The sequence below is a fragment of the Pseudomonadota bacterium genome (assembly GCA_030859565.1).
Classification (GTDB): Bacteria; Pseudomonadota; Gammaproteobacteria; order JACCXJ01; family JACCXJ01; genus USCg-Taylor.
The window spans coordinates 1-2,005 of record JALZJW010000298.1 but is presented as its reverse complement, the minus strand read 5'-3'; the positions used below and the strand labels follow the sequence as shown (position 1 = coordinate 2,005).

Here is a 2,005-nt window from a genome sequence, read left to right as displayed (position 1 = left end):
CCCCAAGGCCAGCTCACTCTTAGCCTCTCCGTAAACCCGGCCGTCCGCGACGAGCTGTTGCATTACCTGGAGACCTTGAAAGCCGCCTGAGATCAGTAAATAACGAAAATTTATGCAACGTTAGGGTCTATCCAGCGTTCGAGTTAGGCGATGAAATGTTCACCGCAACCGGCGGCTCAAATTACTAAGCGTGTCAGGGAAAAGATTATGGATAAAGACCTCGACGGGATGACACGAGAGGAGCCGACTGCGGAAGTCAAGAAGCTGCGGCAAGGTATCCGTCAGCATCGTGACAGTGTTGGACACGACCTTTGTTGGCACCATCCTTGGCTCTGGGGTCTATTGCCGGAAAAAACGGATCCTCTTCCTATGGTGCCGGACTGGCCGCAGTTTATGCAGGGTTGCGTCAGGTATCGTCAGTCGCTCGATCAGCAAGTACCTAATGCTCCGCGAACAAAAGAACCACATGAAGAAAAGGCGTACTCGCCTTCGTTAAGAATTCATTCCAGCGGGCGCACCTGGGGATTGGGTTGCGTCCGAATGGAGGCCGGATAAAAAAACGGTTGCCCGGGAGGTTGAGGTCGACTAGCGATGTTGCCGCAGAGTCGCGCCGAATGCCTGCGGAGCTAAAACCGGCTCGGTGGCAAACTCTTTCGGTAGCGGGCCCGTCAGACTCTGCAGGAAGGCCACCAGGTCGTTGACCTCGCCCGCGGTCAACGCCTTGCCCAGCTGCACCTTGGCCATGATGCGCACGGCTTGCGGCAGGGTCGCGATCGCACCGTCATGGAAATAGAGCGGGGTCATGCTCACGTTGCGCAGGCTCGGGACCTTGAAGACATACTTGTCCGCCGGGTCCTGGGTTTCCTGTACCGCCCCTCGTCGATCGGCTGACTCGCAGTCTCCTTCCAGGAATCGCCCATAACCCCGAACTTCCGAAACGCGGCGCCGCCGACGGCCACGCCGTTGTGGCAGGAGACGCAACCCACATCGATGAAGCTTTAAGCCGGCGTGGGCCTGAGATGTAAGGGCTTTGGCATCCCCCTTGAGGTAGGCATCGAAGGGCGATGGGGGTCACGAGTGTCCGCTCGTAGGCGCCGATGGCCTTGCCCCAGTTCTCGGGTTGCACCGGCTCCTTCTCGTCCGGAAAGGCCTGTGCGAACTCCTCCGCGTAGCCGGGCAGCGCCTTGATCTTGCGGATGACGGCCGCATTATCAGGGTTCCCGAAGCTCGCCTGGCCCGACAGCGACTTCATCGCCTGCTCTTCGACGTTCGTCCGATCGCCGATCCAGTGGGCCTTGAAATGGAGCGCGGCATTGAGCACGGTAGGGGCATTGCGAGCATTCATGCGATGTTCGACGCCGATCGATTTCGGCAAGGCATCGGTCCCGTATAGCGCGGGACGATGGCAGGTCGCGCAAGCCACCGTGCCGTCGGTTGAAAGCCTCGGATCGAAGAAGAGCTTCTTGCCCAACTCGACACGCGGGGCCGGGGTGGGAAACTCCGCGGTTGCCATATCCTGCGGGAGCGGGCTAAAATACTGCTTCGCCTTGTCCACCAAGGTTGCTTCAGCTCCGGAGGCCTGAGCCGTCAGCGCGAGAAGCGCCGCTGCCCAGACGTCCTCTGCTCTGCGGGTAGACAGGCATTGCGCTGCCAACCGATGACTCTTCATAGTCGTTCTCCTTCAGCCGAGCCGCCGGGTGATTCCGGCGAGATCCCGGATGCCTATTTTACGCTTTCTCCCATCACTGTTAGGGAACCTCTGCAAAAGTCCACGATCTGATCGGTAGGTTGATCGAACAGAGCTGAGGACGACGATGAGCAAACAGATGACACTAGGCACGGGTTTCGAGAAGTACAGCAAGACGACGCGTCGGGAGATATTTCTCACCGAGATGGACCGCATTGTGCCGTGGGGCGAGCTGAGCGCGCTGATTGCGCCGGTGTACCCGAAGGCCGGAGACGGTCGCCCGCCGAAGGAGCTGGAGATGATGCTGCGCATCTACTT

General features: G+C 59.4%; 3 protein-coding genes and 1 pseudogene. 2 read left to right on the top strand and 2 right to left on the bottom strand.

The window, feature by feature from the left end:
* Positions 1–207 precede the first annotated feature (207 nt).
* A pseudogene (locus M3436_21015) lies at positions 208–450 on the top strand (hypothetical protein).
* Positions 451–585: 135 nt separating this feature from the next.
* Here the strand turns inward: M3436_21015 and M3436_21010 are convergent.
* Positions 586–804, bottom strand: coding sequence for a hypothetical protein (locus M3436_21010; protein ID MDQ3566445.1), 219 nt, complete (start codon positions 802–804; stop codon positions 586–588).
* On the bottom strand, positions 782–1,669 hold the full coding sequence (locus tag M3436_21005) for a cytochrome-c peroxidase (protein ID MDQ3566444.1): 888 nt from the start codon (positions 1,667–1,669) through the stop codon (positions 782–784). Before M3436_21005 ends, M3436_21010 begins: the two co-directional genes overlap by 23 nt.
* 145 nt (positions 1,670–1,814) lie before the next feature.
* On the opposite strand from M3436_21005, the gene M3436_21000 reads away from it, so the two are divergent.
* The coding region (locus tag M3436_21000; protein MDQ3566443.1) for an IS5/IS1182 family transposase at positions 1,815–2,005 on the top strand (191 nt) is incomplete at its 3' end.